The 25,288-nt window shown below is 73.7% G+C and carries 23 protein-coding genes; 5 read left to right on the top strand and 18 right to left on the bottom strand.

Going from position 1 to position 25,288, the window contains the following annotated elements:
• Positions 1-219 precede the first annotated feature (219 nt).
• Both AB0F82_RS11550 and AB0F82_RS11545 read right to left on the bottom strand, forming a co-directional pair.
• The gene (locus AB0F82_RS11550; RefSeq protein ID WP_356813798.1) at positions 220-795 is read right to left on the bottom strand and encodes a histidine phosphatase family protein; all 576 of its coding nucleotides are present in this window, start codon (positions 793-795) and stop codon (positions 220-222) included.
• A 31-nt stretch (positions 796-826) separates the two neighbouring features.
• The gene (locus AB0F82_RS11545) at positions 827-2,275 is read right to left on the bottom strand and encodes a PLP-dependent aminotransferase family protein (protein ID WP_362625917.1); all 1,449 of its coding nucleotides are present in this window, start codon (positions 2,273-2,275) and stop codon (positions 827-829) included.
• Here AB0F82_RS11545 and AB0F82_RS11540 point away from each other — a divergent pair.
• Both AB0F82_RS11540 and AB0F82_RS11535 read left to right on the top strand, forming a co-directional pair.
• Entirely contained in the window at positions 2,274-3,203 is a 930-nt protein-coding gene (locus tag AB0F82_RS11540; protein WP_362625914.1) for a DMT family transporter, read from the top strand. The two genes, AB0F82_RS11545 and AB0F82_RS11540, sit on opposite strands and share 2 nt — an antisense overlap.
• 33 nt (positions 3,204-3,236) lie before the next feature.
• Positions 3,237-3,434, top strand: a complete 198-nt coding sequence (locus AB0F82_RS11535) for a DUF1918 domain-containing protein (RefSeq protein WP_362625911.1) — start codon at positions 3,237-3,239, stop codon at positions 3,432-3,434.
• A 1-nt stretch (position 3,435) separates the two neighbouring features.
• Here AB0F82_RS11535 and AB0F82_RS11530 read toward each other — a convergent pair whose 3' ends face one another.
• Positions 3,436-4,677, bottom strand: a complete 1,242-nt coding sequence (locus tag AB0F82_RS11530) for a glycoside hydrolase family 10 protein (protein ID WP_362625908.1) — start codon at positions 4,675-4,677, stop codon at positions 3,436-3,438.
• A 138-nt stretch (positions 4,678-4,815) separates the two neighbouring features.
• On the opposite strand from AB0F82_RS11530, the gene AB0F82_RS11525 reads away from it, so the two are divergent.
• Positions 4,816-5,709, top strand: coding sequence for a 3-hydroxybutyryl-CoA dehydrogenase (locus AB0F82_RS11525; protein WP_045937043.1), 894 nt, complete (start codon positions 4,816-4,818; stop codon positions 5,707-5,709).
• A gap of 20 nt (positions 5,710-5,729) precedes the next feature.
• Here the strand turns inward: AB0F82_RS11525 and AB0F82_RS11520 are convergent, their stop codons facing one another.
• The 10 genes from AB0F82_RS11520 to infC all read right to left on the bottom strand — a co-directional run bounded on the left by AB0F82_RS11520 (position 5,730) and on the right by infC (position 16,839).
• On the bottom strand, positions 5,730-6,263 hold the full coding sequence (locus AB0F82_RS11520) for an NUDIX hydrolase (RefSeq protein WP_030029331.1): 534 nt from the start codon (positions 6,261-6,263) through the stop codon (positions 5,730-5,732).
• Between the two features lie 53 nt (positions 6,264-6,316).
• Positions 6,317-7,657 carry a transcriptional regulator gene (locus AB0F82_RS11515; protein ID WP_356813803.1) on the bottom strand — a complete coding sequence of 447 codons (1,341 nt, stop codon included), beginning with the start codon at positions 7,655-7,657 and terminating at the stop codon, positions 6,317-6,319.
• Positions 7,658-7,994: 337 nt separating this feature from the next.
• On the bottom strand, positions 7,995-9,056 hold the full coding sequence (locus AB0F82_RS11510) for a PP2C family protein-serine/threonine phosphatase (RefSeq protein WP_362625903.1): 1,062 nt from the start codon (positions 9,054-9,056) through the stop codon (positions 7,995-7,997).
• Positions 9,057-9,208: 152 nt separating this feature from the next.
• Positions 9,209-11,737 carry a phenylalanine--tRNA ligase subunit beta gene (pheT, locus tag AB0F82_RS11505; protein WP_362625900.1) on the bottom strand — a complete coding sequence of 843 codons (2,529 nt, stop codon included), beginning with the start codon at positions 11,735-11,737 and terminating at the stop codon, positions 9,209-9,211.
• Positions 11,737-12,864 carry a phenylalanine--tRNA ligase subunit alpha gene (gene pheS, locus AB0F82_RS11500; protein ID WP_356813806.1) on the bottom strand — a complete coding sequence of 376 codons (1,128 nt, stop codon included), beginning with the start codon at positions 12,862-12,864 and terminating at the stop codon, positions 11,737-11,739. The genes pheT and pheS overlap by 1 nt, the downstream gene beginning before the upstream one ends.
• A gap of 151 nt (positions 12,865-13,015) precedes the next feature.
• Positions 13,016-14,272, bottom strand: a complete 1,257-nt coding sequence (locus AB0F82_RS11495; protein ID WP_362626127.1) for a sensor histidine kinase — start codon at positions 14,270-14,272, stop codon at positions 13,016-13,018.
• Between the two features lie 65 nt (positions 14,273-14,337).
• The gene (locus tag AB0F82_RS11490; RefSeq protein ID WP_362626124.1) at positions 14,338-15,198 is read right to left on the bottom strand and encodes a TrmH family RNA methyltransferase; all 861 of its coding nucleotides are present in this window, start codon (positions 15,196-15,198) and stop codon (positions 14,338-14,340) included.
• A 135-nt stretch (positions 15,199-15,333) separates the two neighbouring features.
• Positions 15,334-15,720: a 50S ribosomal protein L20 gene (rplT, locus tag AB0F82_RS11485; protein ID WP_007263143.1), complete on the bottom strand. Its 387-nt coding sequence runs from the start codon at positions 15,718-15,720 to the stop codon at positions 15,334-15,336.
• Positions 15,721-15,826: 106 nt separating this feature from the next.
• Positions 15,827-16,021, bottom strand: coding sequence for a 50S ribosomal protein L35 (gene rpmI, locus AB0F82_RS11480; protein WP_030012385.1), 195 nt, complete (start codon positions 16,019-16,021; stop codon positions 15,827-15,829).
• Positions 16,022-16,125: 104 nt separating this feature from the next.
• Positions 16,126-16,839 (bottom strand): translation initiation factor IF-3, encoded by a 714-nt coding sequence (gene infC, locus AB0F82_RS11475; protein ID WP_362625895.1) that lies wholly within the window; start codon positions 16,837-16,839, stop codon positions 16,126-16,128.
• A gap of 326 nt (positions 16,840-17,165) precedes the next feature.
• On the opposite strand from infC, the gene AB0F82_RS11470 reads away from it, so the two are divergent.
• Complete coding sequence (locus tag AB0F82_RS11470; protein WP_356813809.1) at positions 17,166-17,549, top strand: DUF1844 domain-containing protein; 384 nt, start codon at positions 17,166-17,168, stop codon at positions 17,547-17,549.
• A 65-nt stretch (positions 17,550-17,614) separates the two neighbouring features.
• Here AB0F82_RS11470 and AB0F82_RS11465 read toward each other — a convergent pair whose 3' ends face one another.
• The 3 genes from AB0F82_RS11465 to AB0F82_RS11455 are packed head-to-tail and all read right to left on the bottom strand — an operon-like array spanning position 17,615 to position 20,445.
• Positions 17,615-18,355, bottom strand: a complete 741-nt coding sequence (locus AB0F82_RS11465; protein WP_362625892.1) for an SseB family protein — start codon at positions 18,353-18,355, stop codon at positions 17,615-17,617.
• A 21-nt stretch (positions 18,356-18,376) separates the two neighbouring features.
• Positions 18,377-19,618 (bottom strand): type VII secretion-associated serine protease mycosin, encoded by a 1,242-nt coding sequence (gene mycP, locus AB0F82_RS11460; protein ID WP_362625889.1) that lies wholly within the window; start codon positions 19,616-19,618, stop codon positions 18,377-18,379.
• Positions 19,615-20,445 carry a hypothetical protein gene (locus tag AB0F82_RS11455; protein ID WP_362625886.1) on the bottom strand — a complete coding sequence of 277 codons (831 nt, stop codon included), beginning with the start codon at positions 20,443-20,445 and terminating at the stop codon, positions 19,615-19,617. The genes mycP and AB0F82_RS11455 overlap by 4 nt, the downstream gene beginning before the upstream one ends.
• A gap of 634 nt (positions 20,446-21,079) precedes the next feature.
• Here AB0F82_RS11455 and AB0F82_RS11450 point away from each other — a divergent pair.
• Complete coding sequence (locus AB0F82_RS11450; protein WP_362625883.1) at positions 21,080-22,282, top strand: amino acid deaminase/aldolase; 1,203 nt, start codon at positions 21,080-21,082, stop codon at positions 22,280-22,282.
• A gap of 802 nt (positions 22,283-23,084) precedes the next feature.
• On the opposite strand, the gene AB0F82_RS11445 is transcribed toward AB0F82_RS11450, so the two are convergent.
• Positions 23,085-23,876 (bottom strand): 3-oxoacyl-ACP reductase, encoded by a 792-nt coding sequence (locus AB0F82_RS11445; protein WP_030829941.1) that lies wholly within the window; start codon positions 23,874-23,876, stop codon positions 23,085-23,087.
• A 5-nt stretch (positions 23,877-23,881) separates the two neighbouring features.
• A complete protein-coding gene (locus AB0F82_RS11440; RefSeq protein WP_362625879.1) occupies positions 23,882-25,246 on the bottom strand; it encodes an aldehyde dehydrogenase family protein in 1,365 nt (454 codons plus the stop codon).
• Positions 25,247-25,288: the final 42 nt, after the last annotated feature.

Genomic DNA, 25,288 nt, shown 5'->3' with positions numbered 1-25,288 from the left:
GGAGGGCCTGGCCGAAGGAACGGGCGCGACACGCTCCCTCCGAAAGATGTCTAGCAGCAAAGCCCGCCGTCCGGCGGCGATTGCGCCGGTCGCGTCAGGAGCGGGCCCCGGAAGGGGACCGCACCGGACCGTGGCGGTGCCGCGGAGGCGGTCCCGTCGACGAGACGGCTGCGGGCCCGCGCGGCCCCGGCCGGGCCCGCCCGGGGTCTCACGCCGCGATCAGGCCGGCGCCTGGAGGCAGAGGTGCCATTGGCCGGACCAGCCCGTGAGGGTCATCGTCGACAGCGGCCGGACGTCCACGTTCCAGTAGGTCAGCGGGGGCGCCTTCAGGGCGTAGACCAGGGCGGCGCGGACCACGGAGGGTTCCGCCACCGCCACGATCGCACCGCCGTCGTCGGCGGGCCGGGTGTCGAGCCACCCACCGATCCGGGAGATGAAGGCGAGCAGCGACTCCCCTCCGTGCGGGGCGGCCCGCGGGTCGCTGAGCCACTGGTCGACCGCCCCGGGCTCCTGCGCGGTCACCTCGGCGAGGGTCAGCCCCCGCCAGCGGCCCATGTCGCACTCGCGCAGCGCCGGCTGGGCCAGGGGCGCGTACCCGAGGGCCTCGCCCGTGGCCCGGCTGCGCGGGGTCGGCGAGCAGTAGCGCAACTCTGCCGCGCCCAGGGGTACGAGGCCCTGCGCGGCGGACTCGACGGCCCGCCAGCCGGTTCCGTCCAGCGGGCGGTCGTCGTCGAAGCGCTCGGCGAGCAGCGAGGAACTACGGGCTGCGGCGACAAGCGAAACCCGAACATGCATGCGGCGATGGTGGGCCGCGCGCGGCGGCGGGTCAAGCGTCCGGAGTGCGCGGCTCCTCTCCCATGCCCGCGCGCAGCCTCTGCACGGCCTCCACCAGTTCGGCCGGGCCGGAGACGCCGGCGAAGCTCAGCCGCACGTACGGAGCGGGCGGTTCGGCGCAGAAGTAGGGGCGGCCGGGAGCCACCGCGACTCCGGCGCGCAGGGCCGCGGCCGCGAAGGCCGCGTCGTCGCCGCCACCGGCCATCCGGGCCCACAACTGGTAGCCGCCCGACGGCAGATGGGGCAGGGTCAGCCCGACCGGCTCCCGCCGCAGCGCGCCCGCGAGCACGTCGCGCCGGTGACGCAGTTCGGCGGCCACGGCCTTCAGGTGGCGCGGCCAGGCGGGCGCGCCGACCAGTTCCAGTGCGGCCTCCTGCAGCGGCCGGGGCACGAAGAAGCTGTCCACCACCTGGATGGCACGGAGCCGGTCGACCACCGGGCCCCGGGCCGCCAGGGCGCCGACCCGCAGGCTGGGCGAGGTGGCCTTGGTCAGGGACCGGACGTGGACGACCACCCCGTCGTGGTCCTCGGCGGCCAGCGTCGCGGGCAGCGGACCGGAGTCGTCGTGGCCCAGGGCGCGGGCGTAGTCGTCCTCGACCACGAAGGCCCCGGCCGCCCGCGCGATCCGCAGCACCTCGGCCCGCCGCGCGGGCGCGAGGACCGCGCCGGTGGGGTTCTGGAACAGCGGCTGGCAGACGAACACCCGCGCACCGGTCGCCTCGAAGGCGGCGGCCAGCAGTTCCGGCCGGACCCCTTCGGCGTCCACCGGGACGGGCACGGGACGGCATCCGGAGGCGCGGGCGATGGCCAGCAGTCCGGGGTAGGTCGGGGACTCCACCAGGATCGGCGCCCCCGGCGGGGCCAGCGCACGTACGGCGGTGGTCAGCGCGCTCTGCCCGCCCGCGGTGACCAGTACGTCGGCGGCCCCGACGGCTCCGCCGATCTCGCGGGCGAACCAGTCTCGGAGCTCGGGCAGCCCCTCCATGGGCGGCCGGTCCCAGGCTCCCGGGCGCCGCCCGGCCCGGGCGAGCGCCGCGGCCATGGCCCGCTCGGGCTGGATGGAGGCGTGCAGGTAACCGCTGTTGAGGCCGATCACCGACGGCGGCGGCGCGGCCAGGCAGGCCAGCACCCCGGACGCATCCACCGAGCGCGGCACGATCTCCCCGGGGGTCTCCGCGCTGAGGGCGACCTCCTGCCAGGAGGTGTCCCCGGCCGCGGGGAGCGGTGTGCGCGGCGCGGCGCGGAAGACGCCGGCGCCGGGCCGGGTGACGACGAGGCCCTCGGCGGCGAGCTGCGCGAGGGCCCGGGAGACGGTTACGGGACTGACCCGGTACCGCTCGACCAGGGCCCGGCTCGACGGGAGCTTTCCACCCACCGAGTAGCGGTCAAGCTCGGACCGCAGGCAAGTTGCCAGCTCCGCCACACTGCTACGCTCATACATGACAGCACAGAATAGCGCTACTCTCCCGACCGCGATAGCGGTGAAGAATCCGCTGCTGCGCGGCACGGCTCTCGCCTCGCTCGGCGTCGTCGCCTTCTCGCTGACCCTCCCCGCCACCGCCTGGGGGCTGGAGAGCTTCGGCCCGTGGTCGCTGGTGGCCCTGCGCAGCGTCCTGGCGGCCGCGATCGCGGGCGTCTTCCTGCTGGCCCGCCGGGTCCGGCCGCCGGCCCGCGAGCACTGGGCCGGCCTCGCCGTCGTCGCCGGCGGGGTGGTCGTCGGCTTCCCGCTGCTGACGACCCTGGCGCTGCAGACCTCCACCACCTCGCACGCCGCCGTCGTGGTCGGCCTCCTGCCGCTGACCACGGCCGCGCTGTCCGCGCTGCGCACCGGCACCCGCCCCCCGCGGGCCTTCTGGGCCGCGGCGGTGGCCGGGGCCGTGGTGGTGCTCGGCTTCACCCTCGCGCAGAGCGGCGGCTCGCTCTCGGCCGGCGACGGCTGCCTGTTCGCCGCCCTGCTGGTGTGCGCCGCCGGGTACACCGAGGGCGGACGGCTCGCCCGTACGCTGCCGGGCTGGCAGGTGATCGGCTGGGCCCTGGTGCTTTGCCTGCCGCTCACCGTGGCCGGCTGCGCGCTCGGGCTCGTGTACGAGCCGGTGCACCTCACCGGCCACGGGCTGGCCGGACTGGTCTGGGCGGCGGCCGGCTCCACCTTCCTCGGCCTCTACGTCTGGTACCGGGGCATGGCGGAGATCGGAGCGCCGCGGGCCAGCCAGCTCCAGCTCGCCCAGCCGCTGCTGACCCTGGTCTGGTCCGTGGCGCTCCTCGGGGAGCGGCTCGCCCCCGCCGCACCGGCCGCCGCCTGCGCGGTTCTCATCTGCATTGCGGTGACCCAACGGGTCAAACAGCCCCGGAACGACCTAAACTGCTAGCACCGGATCGGAGCGCCACCGAGGAGGTCAGACATGCGAGCGACCGAGGGCGACCAGCTGGTGCAGCACGGCAGGATCGTCGGACAACCCGACAAGGTGGGCGAGATCACCCAGATACTCGGCGAGAACGGGACGCCCCCGTACCGGGTCCGCTTCCAGGACGGACACGAAGCGCTGATGGCGCCCGGACCCGACTGCGTGGTCCGCCACCCCGCAGAGCCCGGTCACTGATTCACCGCGGCGGCACGGCCGAGCCGTAATGGTCGGCGACCACACGTGCCATCGCCCCGTTGGGGTCCGCGGCCACCTGCTTCGCCGAGAAGTAGACGTGGCCGCGGACCTCGGGGTAGCCGCGGGCGAACCGCACGTGCCGAGACAGCTCCGCCGGATCGCGCCAGGCCGCGGTGGGGCTGTCGGCCTCGCAGCGGTACAGCGCCTCCCCCACGTACAGGGCCACGCGGGTGCCGGCGACGGTCCGGGCCCACCAGGGGACGAGCGCCGCGTAGTCGGCCGTCGGGTGCCCGATGTGCCAGTAGGCCTGCGGCACGACGTAGTCGATCCAGCCCTGCCTGACCCAGTTGCGGGTGTCCGCGTACAGGTCGTCGTACGCGGACAGCCCCCGGGTCCGCGAGCCGGCCGGGTCCCGGTCGGAGTTGCGCCAGATCCCGAAGGGGCTGATGCCGAACCTGACCGCGGGCCGCAGGGCGCGCAGCCGCTCGGACATCTCGCGCACCAGGGTGTCGGTGTTGCTGCGGCGCCAGGCCGCCCGCGACGAGAAGCCACCACCGTGCTCCTCATAGGCCGCGTCGTCGTCGAAGTACTCGCCGTCCACCGGATAGGGGTAGAAGTAGTCGTCCCAGTGGACCGCGTCCAGCGGGTAGCGGGTGACCGCGTCGAGCATGGCGTCCTGCACGAACCGCCGCACCTCCGGCACCCCGGGGTTGTAGTAGAGCTTCCCGCCGTACTCGACCGTCCAGCCGTCCTGCCGCGCCGGATGCTCGGGCACCAGCCGGTCGAAGTCGGTGTGGTTGGCCACCCGGTACGGGTTGAACCAGGCGTGCAGCTCCAGACCCCGGGCGTGCGCCTCGGCGACGGCCGTTCCCAGGGGGTCCCAGCCCGGATCGACCCCCTGCTCCCCCGTCAGCCACTGCGACCAGGGCTCGTAGGGGGAGGGCCACAGGGCGTCGGCCGCGGGCCGGACCTGCAGGACCACGGCGTTGAGCCGGCGGCGCACGGCGGTGTCGAGGAGGGCGAGCAGCTCCTTGCGCTGCGTCGCCGCGGACAGCCCGCTGCGCGAGGGCCAGTCCACGTTCGAGACGGTGGCGATCCACATGCCCCGGAACTCCGGGGTTCCAGCACCCCCGCCGGGGAGCGGACCGGAGCTCCGCGGCCCGGCGAAGGCCGGTCCCCCCGTCGCGGCGGCGATCACCGCCGCCGCTCCCGCCAGCAGTGCCCGTCGACCGATGTACGCCATGTGACAGCTCCGTTTCGCTGAGTGACGATGCGAGGTGCCCGCTCAGCATGCCCGCCCCGGCCCGCCGCGCCGCGCAAGGTCGGGAGTAACGTCGGGGGGCGTGGCGGGCGCCGGAATCGTACGGGGGACCCGCCGAGGATGAGCTGCGAAAGGCACGAAGTGACTGACCTCCCTTCCGACATCACACGAGTCGGCGTAGTGGGCTGTGGCCAGATGGGCGCGGGTATCGCCGAGGTGTGTGCCCGAAGCGGCCTTGAGGTCAAGGTCGCCGAGACCACCGGCGAAGCCCTGGAGATCGGCCGTACCCGGCTGCACAACTCCCTGACCAAGGCCGCCGAACGCGGCAAGATCACCGAAGAGGAGCGGGACGCCACCCTGGCCCGCCTCACCTTCACCACCGACCTCGGCGAGTTCGCCGACCGCGACCTCGTCATCGAGGCCGTCGTGGAGAACGAGCAGGTCAAAACCGAGATCTTCCAGGTCCTGGACCAGGTGATCACCCGCCCGGACGCGATTCTCGCCTCCAACACCTCCTCGATCCCGCTGGTCAAGCTGGCCGTCGCGACCTCGCGGCCCGACCAGGTCATCGGCATCCACTTCTTCAACCCGGCCCCCGTGCAGAAGCTCGTCGAACTGATCCCGGCGCTGACCACGGGCGAGGAGACCATCAAGCGGGCAGAGGCCCTGGTGCGGGACGTGCTCGGCAAGCACGCGGTCCGCGCCCAGGACCGTTCCGGCTTCGTCGTCAACGCGCTCCTCGTCCCCTACCTGCTGTCCGCGATCCGGATGTTCGAGTCGGGCATCGCGAGCCGTGAGGACATCGACAACGGCATGGAGCTGGGCTGCGCCCACCCCATGGGCCCGCTGAAGCTGTCCGACCTCATCGGCCTGGACACCATCGCCTCGATCGCCGACTCGATGTACGCCGAGTACAAGGAGCCGCTGTACGCCGCTCCCCCGCTGCTCCAGCGCATGGTCGACGCCGGCCGCCTGGGCCGCAAGACGGGCGCGGGCTTCTACCCGTACGGCTGACCGCCCGGGGCGAGGTCCCCCTACCGGCCCAGCCGCAGGTGGTGCAGCAGGAGCAGCCCGGCCGCCATGTTGGCGGCCGGGATCTCCCCGTCCGCGATCATGTCGGGCACCAGCTTGAGGGGGACCCACTCCCGGCGCGAGGACTCGAAGTCGTCCTCGGGGTGGCCGGTGTAGGTGGCCCCGTCCGCCCAGTAGAGGTGGTGGCGGGCGTCGGTCAGCCCGTTGGACGGCTCGACGGTCATCAGGTGGTGGAGCGGGCCGGGCCGCCAGCCCGACTCCTCCTCCATCTCGCGGGCCGCCGCGGCGGCGATGTCCTCGCCGTCCTCGACCACTCCGGCGGGCAGTTCCCAGCCCCAGCTGTCGGTGATGAAGCGGTGCCGCCAGAGCAGCAGCACCTCATTGGCCTCGTTGACGGCCGTGGCCACGGCCACCGGACGCAGCCGGATCACGAAGTGGTCCAGGTGCCGGCCGTCGGGAAGTTCCACATCGGCGAGATTCACGTCGAACCAGCGGTTCTTGTACACAGTCTGCTCACTCAGGTTCGTCCACTGCACGGCTGTGCCACCTTCCGTTCGAGTAGGTGGCAAACATCGCAGCAGCTGCCCTGTCACAGCGGAACGCGCAGCGCCCCGTCGATGAGCCGCACGGTCTCCTGCGCGTCCGAGCAACCGCTGGTCAGCAGCTGTTCGCGGACCGCCCGAAGCCGGTCGCGCAGCCGCAGCGACTCCATCCCGCGGGCCCGCTCGGCCATCTCGGCCGCGCCCGCCGCGGCCCGGTCCGCCTCTCCCTGGCGGAGCTGGATCTCGCAGAGCATCGCCAGCCGGTGCACCCGCCCCCGGTCGTGCGCCGGGGTGCCGACGGCGGCGGCCGCCTGGACCCGCGCCGCCTCCAGATCCCCCAGACTGAGCAGTGCCTCGGCGACCTGGACGTTGACGAGGCCGGGCTGTACGTAGCCGGTCTCGTCCGGTTCGCTGCCCGGGTGGATCCGGGCGGCGGCCGTCTCGGCACCGCGGATGCACGCCAACGCGGCCTGCGCGTCGCCTAGTTGGGCGTAGGCCTTGGCCTGCATGGCGTGCAGGTCGGCGGCGAGCGCCGGGGTGGTGTGCCGGCCCGCGGCGCGCAGCGCGGCCTCGGCGAAGGCGACGGCCTGGCGGTACTCCCTCAAATGCAGGGACTGGTTGACGATCAGGGCGATCACGTACGCCCCGAGCCCCCGGTCCCCGCTCGCCTTGGCCAGCCGCAGCGCCTGGTGGAAGTAGCGCTGGGCCAGCCCGTGCGCGTCGGAGTCGTACGCGCAGATCCCCGCCACCGCCACCAGGGACCCGGTGGCCCGGTGCAGCCGACGCCCGAGGTCGTCGGGGTAACTCCCGCGCAGCATCGGCGCGGTCTCGGTGCCGAGGAAGCGGACGATCCGGTCGCGGGTGGCCATGCCGCCGGCCCGGCGGTACATCAGCTCGTAGTGGGCGCGGGCGGCCTTCAGGATCTCCACGTGCTCGGGGCCGATCCGGTTCGGTCCGTCGCGCGAGACGTCGGCGTCCTCGGGCGGGTTCTCCCATTCCCAGACCGGAATGACGGCCGGGGTGCCGGTCACCGCCTCGGCGGTGAGCAGTTGGGGCCGGGCCTGCCCGTCGGAGCGCCACAGGGCCGCGGCCCGGTCCACGAACCCGCTGAGCGGGGAGGCGTGCAGTGAGACCGGGTGGTCCGCCGCGCCGAGGCCGATGTCGTCCAGGCCGAGGGGCCGCCGCAGCCGGCCTCCGAGCACCTCGCAGATCAGGTCGGGGACCTGGCCGCGGGGGCGCTGCCCCTTCAACCACCGCGTCACGGCGGTGTGTTCGTAGCGCAGGGCCAGCCCGCGGGTGCGCCCCGCCTGGTTCACGTAGGCAGCGAGCCCGGCGTGGGACATGCCCGCCTCGGCGAGGAGGGCGTCGAGCAGGACATTGGGCTGCATGGGGCGCTCCCGGAGCTCGTCGGTATCAGGCTAGTGGGTGCGCGGTTCACACGGGGTGTGAAGTGAGTACCCGCATAAATGCGATTCGCACTCTGCCGCACGGACCCCTGGAGGCGCTTGACTGAAGACCCTCGCCAAGAGGAGCTCGGGTCGTCGGCTCCCCCTCGTACAGTGCGACGACCCGTCACCGCGCCGCCCGTCCTGCTGTCTGCCCGACACTCCATGGCAGGCGGGCGGCGCCTTCCGGTCCCGCCGGCGCCCGGTTGGTCGCCGGGCGCCGGCGGCTGACCGGACCGGACGCGCGCCGGGCCCATCCACCGGGCCCGGCGCGCGTGGGTCAATGCCGGTCGTTGCGGAGCACCACAAGGGCGACGTCGTCGGCGAGCCGCCCGCCGGTGTGCCGCAGCAGGGCCGCGTGCACGCCCGCGACCAGCCGAGCGGGCGTGAGCGGTGCCCTCGCGAGGACGCTCCGCAGGGGGAAGAACCGCCCGGCGCCGTCACGGGCGTCCTCCGCCCCGTCGGTGTGCAGGAACAGCGTCTCCCCGGGCCGCAGTTCCCCGCACGCGAGGGCCCGCGGATCCCGCGGTAACGGCACCACGCCGAGCGGCGGCAGGGTCTCTCCGGCGAGGGCTCTCACGTCGATGGCGCGCTGCGCAGAGCCTCCCCCGGCGCCGGGCTCCGCCCGGGAGTACCTCTCGGCGGAGCCCCGGCAGCGCGCCGCGCAGGGCTGCGGTACCGGCACCGGGCGGATCAGGTAGGGCCAGGGATGGCCGCAGTTCAGGGCCGTCAGGGCACCGTCCGGAGCGATCTGGAGGAGCAGGACCGTCACGAACTCCTCCGCCGCCGGGGACTCCGGCTCGGCCGGACAGGCCGACGGGTGCCCCGACCGGGCCCGGTCCCGTACGTGCCGGTGCAGGGCCCGTTCCATCCGCCGCAGGACACCGCCGAGCGAGGGCTCGTCGTACGCGGCTTCGCGGAAGGCCCCCAGGACGGCTGCCGCCGCGCCCAGCGCCGGCAGTCCGTGGCCCCGTACGTCCCCGATGACCACCCGGATCCCGTGGGCCGTCGGGACGGCCTCGTACAGGTCGCCGCCCACCGCGGCGCCCCGGCTGGCGGAGAGCTGCGCCGCGGCCAGGGCCAGACCGTCGATGCGGCCCGGCAGCGGCCGCAGCAGGGCCCGTTGTACGGCGCCCGCGATTTCCTCGGACCGGCGCAGCTCGGCCAGCAGCCCGCGCCGGATGTGCAGGGCGCACCCGGTGGCCAGCAGCAGGAAGGCGGCGCAGGTGGCCAGGCTCGGCACCAGCATTCCCGGGGTGGACAGCTCCCAGGACACGGCGGCGCCGCCCCAGGCCGCGACGCACACCCGGCGCACCCGGGTCGTCTCCCCGCGCGTGATCATCCGTAGGTCTCCCCTCCGGCCGGATCGATTGTGTCGACCGGACGGCGGCCTCCGACACGGGCGGCGGAGGTTCTCACCCGAATGAGTGAGGGGCGTATCCGATAGCGGATACGCCCCTCACCAGGCCTCGAACAGGTCCGAGGACCGTGCGGCTACGCGCCCCGGAGCACCGCTCCGGTGCGCTCGCCGGCGAGCGCCACCGCCGCGTCGCGCGCGGCCGTGGACTCCTCGGCGGTCAGCGTGCGGTCGCTCGCGCGGAAGCGCAGCGCGTACGCCAGGGACTTCTTGCCCGCGCCGACCTGCTCACCGGTGAACACGTCGAACAGGCGCAGCGACTCCAGGAGTTCGCCCGCGCCCTTGCGCAGGGCCGCCTCCACCGAGGCCGCCGGAACGGACGCGTCGACGATCAGCGCGACATCCTGGGTCGCCACCGGGAAGGAGGAGATCCGGGGCGCCTGGACTGCCTCTCCGCCGGCCGCCGCGAGGCGGTCCAGGTCGAGTTCCATCGCACTGGTGCGGGCCGGCAGGCCCATCGCCTTGACCACCCGAGGGTGCAGCTCCCCGGCGTGGCCGATGACCTGCTCCACACCGTCGACGGTGACGACCAGCTCGGCGCAGCGGCCCGGGTGCCAGGGGCCGTACTGGCCCTGGCGGACGACGAGCTCCGTGCCGGCCTCGACGGCCAGCGCGCGGGCGGCCTGGACGGCGTCGGCCCAGTCGGCCGGGCGGCCCTTGCCCCACCAGCCGGCCTGCTCGCGGGCGCCGGCCAGCACGACCGCGGCGTACCGCGGCTGCGCGGGCAGTGCCGCGTCCAGGGTGGCGACCTCTTCGTCGGTGGGACGCCGGTCGACGGGCAGCCGTACGGCGACACCCGGCCGGGCGGCGGCCCGGAAGACCGAACCGATCTCGAAGAGCGCGAGGTCGTGGCTGCCGCGGCTGTCGTTGCGGCGCAGCGCGCCGAGCAGACCCGGCAGCAGCGTGGTGCGCAGCGCCGGCTCCTCGTCGGAGAGCGGGTTGACCAGCTTGACGACCTGGCGGGCGGCGTCGTGCGCCGGCAGCTGGAGCTGGTCGAAGACGCCCTCGCCGAGGAACGGGTAGCTGAGCGCCTCGACATAGCCGGCGCCGGCCAGCGCGCGGCCGACGCGGCGGTGCAGCTGCTGCCGGGCGGTCGGACCACGGCCGGAGGGCACCTGCGGCAGGGTCGACGGGAGGTTGCCGTACCCCTCCAGCCGGATGACCTCTTCGGCGAGGTCGTTGGGCGCGGCGAGGTCGGGCCGCCACGACGGCAGCGTGACGACGAGCTCGTCCTGGCCGTAGACGTCGCAGCCGATCTCCTGGAGGCGGCGCACGACGGTCTCACGGCCGTAGTCCATGCCCGCGACCCGGTCCGGGTGGTCGGCGGCCATCGCGACGGTGCGCGGCGCGCCCGGGGCGATGACCTCGGTGACCCCGGCCTCGGCGGTGCCGCCCGCGAGGAGCACGAGCAGGTCGACGGTCCGCTGTGCGGCCGCGGCGGCGGCCAGCGGGTCGACGCCCCGCTCGAAGCGCTTGGAGGCCTCGGAGGAGAGCTTCATGCGCCGTGCGGTGCGCGAGATCGACACGGAGTCGAAGTGCGCGGCCTCGATGACGACGTCCGTGGTCCCGGTGACGGCGCCGGTCTCCGGGTCGGTGACGGAGTCGGCGATCTCGGTGTTGGCGCCGCCCATGACACCGGCGAGACCGATGGGCCCGCTGTTGTCGGTGATCACCAGGTCCTCGGCGTCGAGCGTGCGCTTGACCCCGTCGAGGGTGGTGAACTTCTCGCCCTGCTCGGCGCGGCGGACGCCGATGGTGCCGTCGATCCGCGAGCGGTCGTAGGCGTGCAGCGGCTGGCCCAGTTCGAGCATCACGTAGTTGGTGATGTCGACGGCGAGCGAGATCGGGCGCATGCCGGCCTTCTGGAGGCGGCGCCGGAGCCAGATCGGGGAGCGGGCCTCGGGGTCGAGACCGGTCACGGTGCGGGCGGTGAAGCGGTCGCAGCCGGCCGGGTCGTCGATCTTGACCGGGTAGCCGTACGAGTTCGGCCCGGGCACGTCGAGCAGCGCCGGGTCGCGCAGCGGCAGGCCGTAGGCGGTGGCCACCTCGCGGGCGATGCCGCGCAGGGACATGCAGTAGCCGCGGTCCGGGGTGACATCGATGTGCAGCACCTCGTCGACGAGCTGGAGCAGCTCGATCGCGTCGGTGCCGGTCTCGTGCTCCGGCGGCAGCACGATGATGCCGTGCGTGCCGTCGTCGCCCATGCCGAGCTCCTCGCCGGAGCAGATCATGCCGTGCGAGGTCTTGCCGTACGTCTTGCGCGAGGCGATCGCGAAGTCGCCGGGCAGGACGGCGCCGGGCAGGACCACGACGACCTTGTCGCCGACGGCGAAGTTCCGGGCGCCACAGACGATCTCCTGCGGCTCACCGGTGCCGTTGGCGGCGCCGACGTCGACCGTGCAGAACCGGATCGGCTTGCGGAAGCCCTCGAGCTCCTCGATGGTCAGCACCTGGCCGACGACGAGGGGGCCCTTGAGCCCGGCGCCGAGCTGCTCGACCGTCTCGACCTCCAGGCCGGCGTCGACGAGCTTGGCCGCGACGTCGCGACCGGTCTCACCCGCGGGGAGGTCGACGTACTCCCGCAGCCACGAAAGCGGGACCCGCATCAGATCTCCATCCCGAAAGGCCGGGTGAAACGAACGTCACCCTCGACCATGTCTCGCATGTCTTCAACGTTGTGACGGAACATCAGCATCCGCTCGATGCCGAAGCCGAAGGCGAACCCGCTGTACTTCTCCGGGTCCACACCGCAGGCGGTGAGCACCTTCGGGTTGACCATGCCGCAGCCGCCCAGTTCGATCCAGCCCTCGCTGGAGCAGGTACGGCACGGGCGGTCGGGGTTGCCCACCGACTCGCCGCGGCACACGTAGCACTGCATGTCCATCTCGGCGGACGGCTCGGTGAACGGGAAGAAGTGCGGGCGCAGCCGGGTGGTGGTCTCCTCGCCGAACAGCTCCTTGACCATGTGGTCGATGGTGCCGCGCAGGTCCGCCATGGTCAGGCCCTCGTCCACGGCGAGCAGCTCGACCTGGTGGAAGACCGGGGTGTGCGTCGCGTCGAGCTCGTCGGTGCGGTACACGCGGCCCGGGCAGACGATGTAGACGGGGGGCTTGCGCTCCAGCAGAGAGCGCGCCTGCACCGGGGAGGTGTGGGTGCGCAGCACGACGCCGGACTCGTCGCCCTCGGTGCCCTCGGGCCCCTGGACGAAGAAGGTGTCCTGCATCTGGCGCGCCGGGTGGTCGGGCGTGAAGTTGAGGGCGTCGAAGTTGAACCACTCCGCCTCGACCTCGGGCCCTTCGGCGACCTCGTACCCCATGGCGACGAAGATGTCCGCGACGCGGTCCATCAGCGTGGTCAGGGGGTGCCGGGCGCCGGTGGGGACGCGGTCGTACGGCAGCGTGACGTCCACCGCCTCCTCGACCAGCACCCGCTCGTCGCGCTCGGCCTCGAGCTCGACGGTGCGGGCCCCGAAGGCCTTGTTCACGGCGCCGCGGGCCTGGCCCACGCGCTTGCCCGCCTCGGCCTTGGCCTGCGGGGGCAGGGCGCCGATCTCGCGGTTGGCGAGCGCCAGGGGCGAGCGGTCGCCCATGTGCGCGGTCTTCGCCTCGCGCAGCGCGTCGAGGTCGCCGGCGGACGCGAAGGCGGCGAGCGCCTCGTCCCGCATGCGCTCGATCTCTTCCGGTTTCAGTGCCTCGACCTCGACAGGGTCGTACGACTTGTTCGGTGCCGACATCTCTTCCCGTACTTCCGATGGCTGGCTGGTGGGTCCCCGTACGGTGCGATCAGACCGATCGACACAGAGACACAAAGGTGCCAAAGGACGAGTCTAAAGGTCGCCGGGGGTGAAGGAGCCCGTGGGCCGCCCGGTGAGACGCTCCGCAGGACTACTGCGTGAGGTAGGCCGGGGCGCTCACGGGCAGGATAAATCGGAACTCGGCGCCGCCGCCGGGGCCGCGGCCGACCGTGATGGTGCCGCCGTGCGCCTCCACGATGCCCTTGACGATGTACAGGCCCAGGCCGGTGCCGCCGCGCTTGCTCCCCCGCCAGAAGCGGGTGAAGACGCGGGCCATCGACTCCTCGGGGATCCCGGGGCCTTCGTCGGACACGGTGACGGCGGTTCCCTTCTCATGCGGCGATACCCCGATGGTGACCGTTCCGTCGCCGTGGCGCACCGCATTTTCGAGGAGGTTGCCGAGGATCTGGTCGATCTTGTCGGGATCGGCCCACAGGTCGGGGAGGGGGCGGCTGATGCTGACGAGGAACCGCTCGGGGGCCTGGCCGTTCGCCGTGAGCGCCTGCACGTGCCGGCCCACCGCGGTGGCGATGTCGACCGGCTGGCGGCGGACCTCCAGGCGGCCCGAGTCGATGCGCGAGATGTCGAGGAGCTCGGCGATCAGGCGGGTGACCCGGTTGGCGTCGGCGTCGACGGTCTCCAGCATCAGCCGCTTCTGGTCGTCGGTGAACCGCTCCCACTTCGCCAGGAGGGTCGCCGTGAAGCCCTTGACGGAGGTCAGCGGCGAGCGCAGCTCGTGGGCGACCGTGGCGATCAGCTCGGCATGGCTGCGTTCGGTGCGGCGGCGGGCCTCCGTACCGCGCAGGGTGACGACGAGGCGGCGCACCGGCCCGGTGGGGTGGGTGCGGATGTAGCTCGCGGAGACGAGCACCTCGCGGCCGCCCGGCAGCAGCAGGTTCCGCTCGGGCTGGCCGCGACGGGTGGCCAGGCCCCCGTACGGGTCGGTCAGCGCCCACCAGCGGCGGCCTTCGAGGTCCTCCAGCGGGAGGGCCCGGTCGATGGGGGCGCCGAGCGCCTGCTCCGGCGCGAGGGCGGTGATCCGCGCGGCGGCCGCGTTGAAGCAGACCACCCGGCCGGTGTCGTCGGCGACGACGAGTCCGTCGGGCAGGTAGTCGGGGTCCACGGCGAAGCCGGGGCCGAACCCCGCGGCCGGTGCCCCGGCGGCCGTCTGGGCTGCGCGGACCGGGCGGGCGGCGGGTCCGGCGCCGCGCGCGCGGGCCGAGTCCACGGCCTGCGGTGGCACGCCGCACAGCCCGTCGGCGGCTGCGGCCGGGGGTCCGGGAGCGTCCCGGAACCGCTCCTCGGCCGCGGCAGCGGCCCCAGGTGCGCTGTTCGTACCGACGGTCATGTCCGTCATGTCCCCGTACCCCACATCTCCGAGTAGCGCCGTGGGCCCCCCGGGCCGCCACACTACTAGCTGGGGGTCACGGAGCGGCACCCTCCGGGCGCCCGCTGTGCTCGCGCGGACGCGTAGAGACACACGGCGGCGGCCGTCGCCAGGTTCAGGCTCTCCGCCTTCCCGTGGATCGGGACCCGTACGACGGCGTCCGCGAGGGCCCGGGTCTCCTCCGGCAGGCCCCAGGCCTCGTTGCCGAAGACCCAGGCGGAGGACCCGCCCATGGTGCCCGCGTCGAGTTCGGCGTCGAGGTCGTCCTCGCCGGCGCCGTCGGCCGCGAGGATCCGCACGCCGGCCGCGCGCAGTCCCTGGACGGCCTGCTCCACCGGAACGCCGACGGCGACCGGGAGGTGGAAGAGGGAGCCCACGGAGGCGCGTACGGACTTGGGGTTGTAGAGGTCCACGGAGGCGTCGGTGAGCACGACCGCGTCGGCGCCGGCGGCGTCCGCGCAGCGCAGCACCGTACCGGCGTTGCCGGGGTCTCGGACGTGCGCGAGGACCGCGACGAGCTTGGGCTCGGCCTTGAGGATCTCCTCGAACGGCGAGTCGAGGAAGTGGCAGACGCCGACGAGGCCCTGGGGCGTGACCGTCTGGGAGACCTCGGCTAGCACCTCGTCGGAGGCGTAGTGGACGCGCGCGCCGGCGCCCAGGGCCGCACCGATGATCTCGGAGTAGCGCTCGGCGGCCTCGACGGTGGCGAACAGCTCGATCAGGGTCGGCTCTCCCGTGGGTCCGCGGTGCTCGACGGCCTCCCGGACCGCCTGGGGGCCCTCGGCGATGAACCGGCGCTCCTTGGTGCGGAAGTTGCGCCGCGCCAGTCGCCTGGCGGCGGCCACCCGCGGGGATCGGGGGGAGATCAGCTCGGCGGGGTGACCCAGGTCAGCCATGGTCTCTGCGGTTCTCTCTCGGGGTGCGGGCGCCCGGGGCGCGACGGTGCGGGGAAAGCACTCGGACCCGCAGGCGCATCGCCTGCGGGTCCGAGGGTGCCGACCGCTCATGCGGCCGGCCAAGCCTTACGCGGCGGCCTTGGGGGCGTTGACGTCGGCCGGGAGCGCCTTCTGCGCGACCTCGACGAGCGCGGCGAACGCGTTGGCGTCGTTGACGGCCAGCTCCGCGAGGATCTTGCGGTCCACCTCGATGTTGGCGGCCTTCAGACCCTGGATGAGGCGGTTGTACGTCATGCCGTTCTGGCGGGCAGCGGCGTTGATGCGCTGGATCCACAGCTGACGGAAGTCGCCCTTGCGCTTCTTGCGGTCGTTGAAGTTGTAGACCAGCGAGTGGGTGACCTGCTCCTTGGCCTTGCGGTACAGGCGCGAACGCTGACCGCGGTAGCCGGAGGCCGCCTCGAGGATCGCCCGGCGCTTCTTGTGGGCGTTTACTGCCCGCTTGACGCGTGCCACTTTTTAACTCCTTGTAGCGGGGCCGTGGGTGTCTTCACACGACCCGGAAATTCGATGGGGTCCCGGTCTCGACATGCTTCCGCTCCCGAGAGGGGAGCGGAGGACGTCAGATGCCGAGAAGCTTCTTGATCTTCGCGGCGTCGCCGGGAGCCATCTCCGCGTTGCCGGTGAGGCGGCGGGTGACACGGGACGACTTGTGCTCGAGCAGGTGGCGCTTGCCGGCGCGCTCGCGGAGCACCTTGCCGGAGCCGGTGACCTTGAAGCGCTTCTTGGTACCGCTGTGCGTCTTGTTCTTCGGCATGGCGCCGTTATCTCCTCGTCGGTGGCGCTCCCTCGCCGGCCCGGTCCGGACCGGCTTGTGGGAGCGTCATGTTGTGTAGGTGATTCGAGACAGGTGCCTCGGAATCAGGCCTCGGCGTTCGCCTCACCGGCGTCGGCCTCGGTGACCTCGGCATCCTTGGCGTCCGTCGCCTCGACCGGGGCGGCCTCCTCGGAAGGAGCCGCCTCGTCGGCAGCGGCGACGCCCTGGCGCTCGGCCTTGCGGGCGGCCTGCGCCTCGCGGGCTTCGGCCATCGCCTCGGTCTTCTTCTTGTGCGGACCGAGGACCATGATCATGTTTCGGCCGTCCTGCTTCGGGTTCGACTCGATGAACCCGAGGTCCTCGACGTCCGAAGCGAGACGCTGCAGCAGTCGGTAGCCGAGTTCCGGCCGGGACTGCTCGCGACCACGGAACATGATCGTGATCTTGACCTTGTCGCCCTGCTTGAGGAACCGAACGACGTGACCCTTCTTGGTGTCATAGTCGTGCGGGTCGATCTTCGGCCGGAGCTTCATTTCCTTGATGACCGTGTGCGCCTGGTTCTTGCGCGCCTCACGGGCCTTCATGGCCGACTCGTACTTGAACTTGCCGTAGTCCATGAGCTTGCAGACCGGCGGGCGTGCGGACGCCGCGACCTCGACCAGGTCGAGGTCGTACTCCTGCGCGAGCTCAAGCGCCTTGGCAAGCGGCACGATGCCGACCTGCTCGCCGCTGGGACCGACGAGTCGTACCTCGGGAACGCGAATCCGGTCGTTGATGCGGGGCTCGGTGCTGATGGATCCTCCTCGGTAGCACCACACGACTGCCTGGCAGACAGCCGCTGACGTGTATTTCCGTCAGACCGACCACGGCGGGAGAATGCAAAAAGCCCCGCCGGGCACAGGCGGGGGCTCCAAAACAACCGGAGCACCGCCGCATGCGAAGATGCGGGGCGCAAACTCGGGCGGCTTTCCATCGTCCGTACGGAACGATGGATGCCGCCTGACCGGTGACCCGCCGCCCCGGAAGGCGGTCAGGTGGGAGAACGGAGCCTCCACTTGTGGGCCGGACACCACAGCATCCGGCCGGTCGATGTACATACTAGCACCCGCGTTGCAAGCCCGCCGCACGGCATATCGTGGTCCGCATGACTGACGCGACGCCCTCCACCTCCACCGAAACCACTGCCGACGGCACCCCCGACTACGACGCCATGACCCGCGACATCGCGGACGTGCCCGCCGTCGAGGTGATCACCACGGTGGCCGTGCACCTGCTGAGCGCCGCGGCGGTCAACCTGGGCCTGGACAAGCCGGACTCCGAGCACAAGGACCTCGACGAGGCCCGCAAGCTGATCACGGCCCTCGCCGGCCTGGTCACCGCGAGCGCCACCGAGATCAGCTCCTTCCACGCCGCCCCGCTGCGCGACGGCCTGAAGTCGCTCCAGTTGGCCTTCCGCGAGGCGTCGATCGTCCCGGACGAGCCGGGCCAGGGCCCGGGCGAGAAGTTCACCGGCCCCGTCTTCGGCTGATCCCGCTTTGAACACGACGAAGGAGGGGCGGACCGTGACACCACGGTCCGCCCCTCCTTCGTCGTTCAGCGGGTGAAGAGCGCCTCGCCGGGCGGGGCCGGGGCGTCCGACGGCAGCAGTGCCAGGTTCAGGCCGCGCACCAGGCGGGCCCGCAGGGTGGTGTCCGCCGCCAGGGCCTCTGCGACGCGGCGGGCAGCTGCGGGGGCCTGGGCGTCGGCGGCCAGCACGATCGCGAGGATCCCGTCGGCGTCAGCGCCGGCCGGGCCGAGGTGGGCGCGGAGCACGGCGGGCTCGGCGGACACGGCGGCCCGTACGGCCTCCCGTACGGCGGGGTCGGCCAGCGGGTCGGTGTCGGTACGGCCCTCGGCGAGCGCGAGCAGCGCGGGGCCGGTCAGCTGGTAGGCGACCGGGCCGGCCAGGTCGAGCACCACCGTGTCGGCCTTCTCGTGCGCGGCGGCCGCCAGCGCCTGGTGCAGCGGTACGGCCACCGGCCGGGCGGCCGGGTCCCAGAGCGCGAGCGAGGCGATCGAGGTGAAGGCGGGCAGGGCCCGCCGGTCGCCCGCCCGCAGGGTCGGGACGGCCATGTCGCTGGTCTTCTCCCGCTTCAGGCCGGTTTCCGGGTCGGTCTCCACCTCACCGAGCACGGCGACCACCGGGACCAGCAGCCGGGCGCCCTTGAGCGCCGCCAGCACCCGCGGCTCCTGGGTGCGGTCCTCGGCCCAGGCGGCGAGGGCCGCGGTCAGCTCGGGATCGGCGGAGCCGTCGTCGTCGGAGAAGCCCGGGTCGGGAATGTTCTTGTTCGCCATATTCGCCACAGTTACCCGACCCTACTGTGCCGGGTGTGCGTCGTGGCCCCGGGGACCCCGGCGCGGGCGGCGGGCCAGTACGGCGGCCAGGACGAGCAGCGCGGCTCCCGCGACCGCCGCCGCCGGGGCGCCGAGCCGGGCGCCCCGCTCGCGGGGACGGACCGGCTCGGGGCCCGGGCCGAAGTACCGGCTCGCGGCGGCGGCCGGCGCGGGCACCGCGGCCTCCGCCCGCATCGCCTCCGCGACCTGCAGTGCGGCGGCGGGGTCCACCGTTCCGTGACCGCGGGCGTCGTCGCGGCCGCCGGCCGGGGAGTCGGAGGCGGTGTCCTCCAGCAGTTTCTTGATCTGGGCCGGGGACAGGTCGGGGTGCGCGGCCTTGACGAGGGCCGCCGCGCCGGAGACGAAGGCCGCGGCGGCACTGGTGCCCCAGCCCTCGTAGTAGGAGCGGTCGGGGTCGGCGATGACGACGTCGACGCCGGGGGCGCTCACGGTCGCGTACCAGTTGCGCGTGGAGAACTTGGCCTTCCGACCGCGGCGGTCGACCGCGGTCACGGCGATGACCCCCGGATAGGCCGCCGGGTAGGAGACGCGGTCGCCGGACTCGCCTCCGTTGCCCGCGGAGGCGACGACGACCACGCCCTTGGCGAGGGCGTACTGGACGGCCTCGTCCTCGCCGGCCTCGTGGTGGGCGGAGTCGCTGTCGTCCCCGAGGGACAGGTTGATCACGTCGGCGCCGTGGTCCGTCGCCCAGCGGATGCCTTCTGCCAGGGCACCGCCCTTGCTCTCGCGGGCCTTGGCCCGGCCCGGGTCGCCCTCTTCGAGGATCACCCGCACCGGAAGGATCCGTGCCTGCGGGGCGATGCCGAGCACTCCCTGGCCGCGGCTCGGGCCGTGGCCGTGCCCGGCGATGATGCTCGCCATGGCGGTCCCGTGGCGGGCCCAGGCGCGGTCGCCGGGGCCGGCGCCCATGCCGATCAGGTCGGTGCCGGCGAGGACCTGCCCGGACAGGTCGGGGTGGGACTCGTCGACACCGGTGTCGAGGACGGCGACGGTCACGCCGTCGCCCCGCGTGGTGCCCCAGGCCTCCTCGGCGCGCAGGGCCAGGAGTCCCCACTGGCGGTCGCGGATGGTGTCGGCGGCGGCCGGGACGGCGGTGGCGGTGGCGAGCAGGGCGGTGGCGGCGAGTACGGCTGCGCCGCGGAGAGTGCGGGTGCGGATGCGGGTGCCAGTGCGGGCGGGGCCGGGGGCGGGGGCGGGAGTCATCGTGCGGCCTTCGGCGCGGGCGGGGTGGCTGTGGCGGGGGCGGTGCCTGGGGCGGGCGGTGCGGCGAGGGCGGCCAGGCCGTCCCCGAGGCGGGCGGCGAGCGCCTTGGCCTCGTGGCCGAGGCCCGCCTGGGCGGCGGCTCCCGTGGCGTCCTTCTTGACGAGGTCCTCGGCGGGGCGGGGGGCGTCCTGCGGGCGGCCGTCGGCGAAGGCGGAGACGGCGTAGACGACGACGGGGGCCTCGGTGCGTACGGAGGTGGCCCAGGCGGCCCGCTGGTTGTCGGCGAACCCGTAGGCGGGCGGGGCGGTGAGCCGGCCGTCGAGCGAGCGCATCGTGGGCTCGTCGGCAGGGGTGAAGACCATGCCGACGGCGATCAGGGAGCTGCGCGTGGCGTCGGTGTAGGTGGCGCGTAGAACGCGGGTGCAGCCGGTGGGGGCCAGCAGTGCCTGCCAGTCGGCCGCGAGGGCGGCCGGGCAGTCGGCGTCGGGGGCGAGCGCGATGCGGGTCCATGTGCGGTCGGCGCCGCCGGGGCCGGCCGAGGGGCCGTCGAGGACGGGCGGGAGGAGGCTGTCCGCGGGGGCGGCGCGCCACAGCGAGCCGGCCTTGCGGTAAGCGGCGTCGGCGGGCAAGGGGCGGTTCGCGGCGCGGTGTTCGGCCCAGGTGGTGACGGCGGCTCCGCCGACGAGGCCGCCGCCGAGGACGAGGCAGAGGGTCGCGGCCGCGACACGGGCGGGGCGGCGACGCGGCGGGGCGTGTGCGGGCTGGGGCGGCGGGGACCAGGGGTCGGGCTCGCCCGGGATCGTGGTCCGCGGTGTCGTCGTGGTCATCCGGCGGCTCCGCCCCCCGTTCCGTACGGCTGCCTGCCCGTACTCTACGGGGTTCGCGGGTGCCGCCTGGCTGGGCGGGTCGGGCGGAGTCCGGGGTCCGGCGGGGGCGGGGGTCCGCGGGGGCGGTGCCGGGCCCGGCGGGCCGGGCGGCGGTGGAACACGGGGCCGGCGGGGGGCGGTGCCTGGCCGGGGGCTCGGCCGGGCGGGGGTGGAACACGGGGCCGGCAGGGGGTACCGGGCTGGTGCCCGGCCGGGGGGCTCGGCCGGGGCTCGGCCGGTCGGGGGTGGAACACGGGGCCGGCCCCGGGGCCGGGTCGGGGTGTCGTCCGGGACTGCATGATTTATGGCGCCTGGGGCGGACCGGCCCGTACAGGCGCCTACCGCGCCACAAATCACGTTTTACGTCCCGGCCAACACCCCGCCCCGTCCCCACCCCCGTCCAGCAGGTCCAGCCCGACCGACCACCCCCTCCAGCCCCACCGGCCTCCCCCTCAGCCACGCCGGCTCCCACTTCAGCCACGCCGGCCTCCCCTTTTCCAGTCTCGCCGGCGATTGAGGCGCGGGGTCCGGGGCGGAGTCCCGGGGTTGGGCCGGGGCCTACCCACCGGTAGAGACCTCTGGCAAGCTGCCGCCCATGAACTCCGCCGCCGCCGACCGCGCCCGGTACGACCGGGCGACCGCGCACCTGGACGCGCCGCTGGCCATCGTGGATCTCGAGGCCTTCGACGCCAACGCCGACGATCTCGTGCGCCGGGCCGGCGGCAAGCCGGTCCGGGTCGCCAGCAAGTCGGTCCGGTGCCGGGCCCTGCTCGAACGGGTACTGGCCCGGCCCGGGTTCGCCGGGGTCATGTCGTACACGCTCGCCGAGTCGCTCTGGCTGGCCCGCTCCGGGTTCGAGGACGTGCTGCTCGCCTATCCGTCCGCGGACCGGGCCGGTTTCGGCGAGCTGGCGAACGACGCCAAGCTGGCCGCCGCCGTGACCGTGATGGTGGACGATCCCGCGCAGCTGGAGCTGATCGACGGGGCCCGCGACGGCGGCGGCGAGGAGATCCGGGTCTGCCTGGAGCTGGACACCGCCCTGCGGCTGCTCGGCGGCCGGATCCGCGTGGGGGCGCGCCGCTCGCCACTGCGCGAGCCCGGGCAACTGGCCGCGCTGGCCCGTACGGTCGCCGGGCGGCCCGGATTCCGGGTGGTGGGGCTGATGGCGTACGAGGGGCACGTCGCCGGGGTCGGGGACGCGCTGGCGGGGCGCCCGCTGCGGTCGCGGGCCATCCGGCTCATGCAGGGCGCGGCGCGCAGGGAGCTGGTGGCGCGGCGGGCCGAGGTGGCGGCGGCGGTGCGGGCCGTCGTGCCGGACCTTGAGTTCGTCAACGGCGGCGGTACGGGCAGCGTGCAGCAGACCGCGGCTGAGGACGCGGTGACGGAGATCGCCGCCGGGTCGGGGCTGTACGTGCCGCGGCTCTTCGACAACTACACCTCGTTCAGCGGGTGTCCGGCGGCACTGTTCGCGCAGCCGGTGGTGCGCCGCCCCGGGGTGGGGGTGGTGACGGTGCTCGGCGGCGGCTATCCGGCCTCGGGGGCGGCCGGCCCGGACCGGCTGCCGGTTCCCCACCTGCCGCAGGGGCTGCGCTACGACCCCCAGGAGGGTGCGGGTGAGGTGCAGACGCCGCTCCTGGGGAGCCCGGCCGACGACCTGCTGATCGGCGACCGGGTGTGGTTCCGCCATGCGAAGGCGGGCGAGCTGTGCGAACGCTTCGACACCTTGCACCTCGTCGAGGGCGATCGGGTCACGCAGAGCGTCCCCACCTACCGGGGCGAGGGCCGCACCTTCCTGTGACGGTCTGCGGGAACACGGTGTCCGCCTGGTCCGGGACGACGCCGGTGTCGACGCGGCGGACCGGTCCGGTGGTGCCGTCGCTGCTGTCGTAGGCCCGGCACATCAGTTCGTTCTTGTTCCGGTTGAGGACGAGCCGCAGGGCGGTCGCGTCCCGCAGGAACGAGATGTCGGTGTCGGAGTCGCCCGCCGCGGACACCTGGCGGCGGGCGGCCGGCTGGAGCGGAGGCGGGTGGTGTACGCCCCGGCGCGGGCCGTGGTGTTGCGGATGCCGATGGCGTGGTCCGCGTCGATGCCGACGCCCTCGGCCCAGACCTCGACGACCGGCTGCGGGGAGGCCGAGCTGATCCAGACGTCGAAGCCGGCTCTCCGGAGGCCCTCGCTCAGGCGGCGGAGCCGCGGATCTCGCAGGCGGACCAGCCCTGCATCAGCTGGGGCAGCCGGGCGTGTCCGGGTTCCATGGTGCGGCGGTCCGGCCGGCGAAGGCGGCGGCTCCGGTGCGGTCGCGGCGGTGCCGTAGACCGCGTGGATCTCGTCCGCGCAGCCGGCGCCGGCGGGGGTCCCGGTGGGCAACCGGGCGCCGGGGCGGGTGAGGGCGTCGCAGGCGTCGGCGACTGGCCTGGCGCGCGGGACCGGTAGGGGTTGCAGCGGCCGTACCGGTCGATGAGCTGCTGGAGGCGCCGAGTGGTGTTGCGCGGAAACACGGGTGAACGCTGCTTGGCGGTGAAGGCGTCACGGGCGGTTGGAGCACGACAGCCGGGCGTCGTGCGACGCCCGGCTGTCGGGTGGGGGGAGGCTGCGGGGGCTACAGCGGGGTGACGTACGCGCCCGAGATGCCGCCGTCGACGAGGAAGTCGGTGGCGTTGATGAAGGACGAGTCGTCGCTGGCGAGGAAGGCGACGGCGGCGGCGATCTCGGTGGGCTCGGCGAACCGGCCCAGCGGGATGTGCACGAGCCGGCGGGCGGCGCGCTCGGGGTCCTTGGCGAACAGCTCCTGGAGCAGCGGGGTGTTGACGGGCCCGGGGCACAGGGCGTTGACGCGGATGCCCTCGCGGGCGAACTGCACGCCGAGCTCGCGCGACATCGCGAGGACGCCGCCCTTGGAGGCGGTGTAGGAGATCTGGGAGGTGGCGGCGCCCATGATGGCGACGAAGGAGGCGGTGTTGATGATCGAGCCGCGGCCCTGGCGCTGCATGTAGGGCAGTGCGGCCTTGCAGCAGAGGTAGACGGACGTGAGGTTGACGTCCTGGACGCGGCGCCAGGCGTCGAGCTCGGTGGTGAGGATGGAGTCGTCGTCCGGGGGCGAGATGCCGGCGTTGTTGAAGGCGATGTCGACGGAGCCGTAGGTGTCGAAGGCGGTCTTGAAGAGGGCGTCGACGTCTTCCTTGTCGGTGACGTCGACCTTGACGAAGAGGCCTCCGACCTCCTCGGCGGCGGCCTTGCCGGCCGTTTCGTCGATGTCCGCGCAGACGACGTCGGCGCCTTCGGAGGCCAGTCGGCGGGCGGTGGCGAGGCCGATGCCGCTGCCGGCTCCCGTGATGACGGCGGTGCGGCCGACGAGGCGGCGGCAAATGATCTCGGTGGGCTCTACGGACATGTGGTTCAGGCCTCCGTGCTGATGAAGACGTTCTTGGTCTCGGTGAAAGCGGTGAGGGCGTCGGGTCCGAGCTCGCGGCCGAGTCCGGACTGCTTGTAGCCGCCGAAGGGGGTCCAGTAGCGGACGCTGCTGTGGGAGTTGACGGACAGGTTGCCGGCGGCGACGGCGCGCGAGACGCGCAGCGCGCGCCCGATGTCGCGGGTCCAGAGGGAGCCGGAGAGGCCGTATTCGGTGGCGTTGGCGAGGCGTACGGCGTCCTCCTCGTCCTCGAAGGGCAGGACGACGGCGACGGGGCCGAAGACCTCCTCGGTGGCGACGGGCGCGGTGGGGGCGACGTCGGTGACGAGGGTCGGCGGGTACCAGAAGCCGGGGCCCTCGGGGGCGGTGCCGCGGACGGCGGTCAGGTCGTCGGGGACGAAGGACCGTACGCGGTCCAGCTGGGCCCGTGAGATCAGCGGGCCCATCTGCGTCTTCTCGTCGAGCGGGTCACCCACGGCGACGGCCTCGATGCCGGGGGCCACGAGGTCGAGGAAGCGGTCGTAGGCGGAGCGCTGTACGAGGATGCGGGTGCGGGCGCAGCAGTCCTGGCCGCTGTTGTCGAGGAAGGCCATGGGGGCGGCGGCCGCGGCGGCTTCCAGGTCCGCGTCGGCGAAGACGATGTTGGGGCTCTTGCCGCCGAGTTCGAGGGTGACGCGCTTCACCCGGCCGGCGCACTTGGCCATGATCTGCTTGCCGACGCGCGTGGAGCCGGTGAAGACGATCTTCGCGACGCCGGGGTGTTCGACGAGCGCGTCGCCCGCGGTGTCGCCGTGGCCGGGGAGCACCTGGAAGAGGTGTTCGGGGATCCCGGCTTCGAGGGCGAGTTCGGCGAGGCGCAGAGCGGTAAGAGGGGTGGTCTCGGCGGGCTTGAGGATGACGGCGTTGCCGGCGGCGAGCGCCGGGGCCAGGCCCCAGGCGGCGATCGGCATGGGGAAGTTCCAGGGGGCGATCACGCCGATGACGCCGAGGGGTTCGAGGAAGGTGACGTCGATGCCGCCGGCGACGGGGATCTGGCGGCCGGAGAGCCGTTCCACTCCCCCGGCGGCGAAGTCGAGGAGGTCGCGTACGTTGCCGGCTTCCCAGCGGGCGTTGCCGATGGTGTGCCCGGCTTCGCGGACTTCCAGCCGGGCCAGTTCCTCGATGTTCGCGTCGACGACCGCGGCGAAGCGGCGCAGCAGGCGGGCCCGGTCGGCGGGGGCAGCCGCCGACCAGGCGCGCTGGGCGGCGGCTGCCCGGGCGACGGCGGCGCCGACGTCGTCCCGTGTGGCGGCCGGGACGACGGCGACGAGTTCCTCGGTGGCCGGATTCAGTACTTCCAGCGCGTCGGACACGTGGTGCCTCACAGTTTCGGTTCGATGGCGAGCGTGAGCGTG

Origin of the sequence: Streptomyces virginiae, from assembly GCF_040638905.1 — a bacterium.
GTDB lineage: Bacteria > Actinomycetota > Actinomycetes > Streptomycetales > Streptomycetaceae > Streptomyces > Streptomyces virginiae_B.
This window is presented reverse-complemented; position numbering and strand designations above follow the sequence as displayed.

Bases quoted from the DNA above. Each gene is read 5' to 3' on its own strand.
- AB0F82_RS11550 (WP_356813798.1), bottom strand. From the start codon at position 795: ATGCATGTTCGGGTTTCGCTTGTCGCCGCAGCCCGTAGTTCCTCGCTG.
- AB0F82_RS11540 (WP_362625914.1), top strand. From the start codon at position 2,274: ATGACAGCACAGAATAGCGCTACTCTCCCGACCGCGATAGCGGTGAAG.
- AB0F82_RS11545 (WP_362625917.1), bottom strand. From the start codon at position 2,275: ATGTATGAGCGTAGCAGTGTGGCGGAGCTGGCAACTTGCCTGCGGTCC.
- AB0F82_RS11535 (WP_362625911.1), top strand. From the start codon at position 3,237: ATGCGAGCGACCGAGGGCGACCAGCTGGTGCAGCACGGCAGGATCGTC.
- AB0F82_RS11530 (WP_362625908.1), bottom strand. From the start codon at position 4,677: ATGGCGTACATCGGTCGACGGGCACTGCTGGCGGGAGCGGCGGCGGTG.
- AB0F82_RS11525 (WP_045937043.1), top strand. From the start codon at position 4,816: ATGAGCTGCGAAAGGCACGAAGTGACTGACCTCCCTTCCGACATCACA.
- AB0F82_RS11515 (WP_356813803.1), bottom strand. From the start codon at position 7,657: ATGCAGCCCAATGTCCTGCTCGACGCCCTCCTCGCCGAGGCGGGCATG.
- AB0F82_RS11510 (WP_362625903.1), bottom strand. From the start codon at position 9,056: ATGATCACGCGCGGGGAGACGACCCGGGTGCGCCGGGTGTGCGTCGCG.
- pheT (WP_362625900.1), bottom strand. From the start codon at position 11,737: ATGCGGGTCCCGCTTTCGTGGCTGCGGGAGTACGTCGACCTCCCCGCG.
- pheS (WP_356813806.1), bottom strand. From the start codon at position 12,864: ATGTCGGCACCGAACAAGTCGTACGACCCTGTCGAGGTCGAGGCACTG.
- AB0F82_RS11495 (WP_362626127.1), bottom strand. From the start codon at position 14,272: ATGACCGTCGGTACGAACAGCGCACCTGGGGCCGCTGCCGCGGCCGAG.
- rpmI (WP_030012385.1), bottom strand. From the start codon at position 16,021: ATGCCGAAGAACAAGACGCACAGCGGTACCAAGAAGCGCTTCAAGGTC.
- AB0F82_RS11470 (WP_356813809.1), top strand. From the start codon at position 17,166: ATGACTGACGCGACGCCCTCCACCTCCACCGAAACCACTGCCGACGGC.
- AB0F82_RS11465 (WP_362625892.1), bottom strand. From the start codon at position 18,355: ATGGCGAACAAGAACATTCCCGACCCGGGCTTCTCCGACGACGACGGC.
- mycP (WP_362625889.1), bottom strand. From the start codon at position 19,618: ATGACTCCCGCCCCCGCCCCCGGCCCCGCCCGCACTGGCACCCGCATC.
- AB0F82_RS11455 (WP_362625886.1), bottom strand. From the start codon at position 20,445: ATGACCACGACGACACCGCGGACCACGATCCCGGGCGAGCCCGACCCC.
- AB0F82_RS11450 (WP_362625883.1), top strand. From the start codon at position 21,080: ATGAACTCCGCCGCCGCCGACCGCGCCCGGTACGACCGGGCGACCGCG.
- AB0F82_RS11445 (WP_030829941.1), bottom strand. From the start codon at position 23,876: ATGTCCGTAGAGCCCACCGAGATCATTTGCCGCCGCCTCGTCGGCCGC.